Origin of the sequence: Catenovulum sp. 2E275, from assembly GCF_025515275.1 — a bacterium.
GTDB lineage: Bacteria > Pseudomonadota > Gammaproteobacteria > Enterobacterales > Alteromonadaceae > Catenovulum.
Map to the genome: position 1 here is coordinate 1 of NZ_JAOPFU010000123.1, position 566 is coordinate 566.

At 40.6% G+C, this 566-nt stretch carries 1 protein-coding gene; it reads right to left on the reverse strand.

Annotation, left to right across the window (positions count from 1 at the left end):
* A partial coding sequence (locus N7931_RS19345) for a hypothetical protein (RefSeq protein ID WP_262795978.1) occupies positions 1-566 on the reverse strand: 566 nt, incomplete at both ends.

Here is a 566-nt window from a genome sequence, read left to right on the forward strand (position 1 = left end):
CCTGCAAGTTCAGACTGAGTACCTACAGTTATTTTTGATGCACCACCGTGAAGTGAATTAGAACTGCCTGAGGTATTGTTATCTAAGTAGATAAAGAAGCCTTTCTCTTCGCCTTCTGCTGCTAATAACTTAAAGCTAACGGTAGCACCATTTGATAAATCAAGTGTACCTTTAGGCGCAACACCTTCAGCTGTTGTTTCAGTACCAGTATCACCGATTGTGAAACGACCAGCGTTAATCACTAACTCACCATTTACTGGGTCAACATTACCACCGGTTTTGATATAAAGCGGTAATGAACTATCGGTTGATAAAGATTTATAGTCAGCACTAAAGAATGTTGCTCGATCTGCTGCGCTAAAATCTTCTGTCATATCATTAGTAACCGGGGTAATTGGTGTAATCACTAAGTCGTCAATCGTTACCGAGAAATTACTTTCTGTACGCAATTGTAAGAAAGATGTCGTTGTCCCGGCTGGAATATCAACCGTGATAGTTTCACCTACTTTACCTGCAAGTTCAGACTGAGTACCTACAGTTATTTTTGATGCACCACCGTGAAGTGA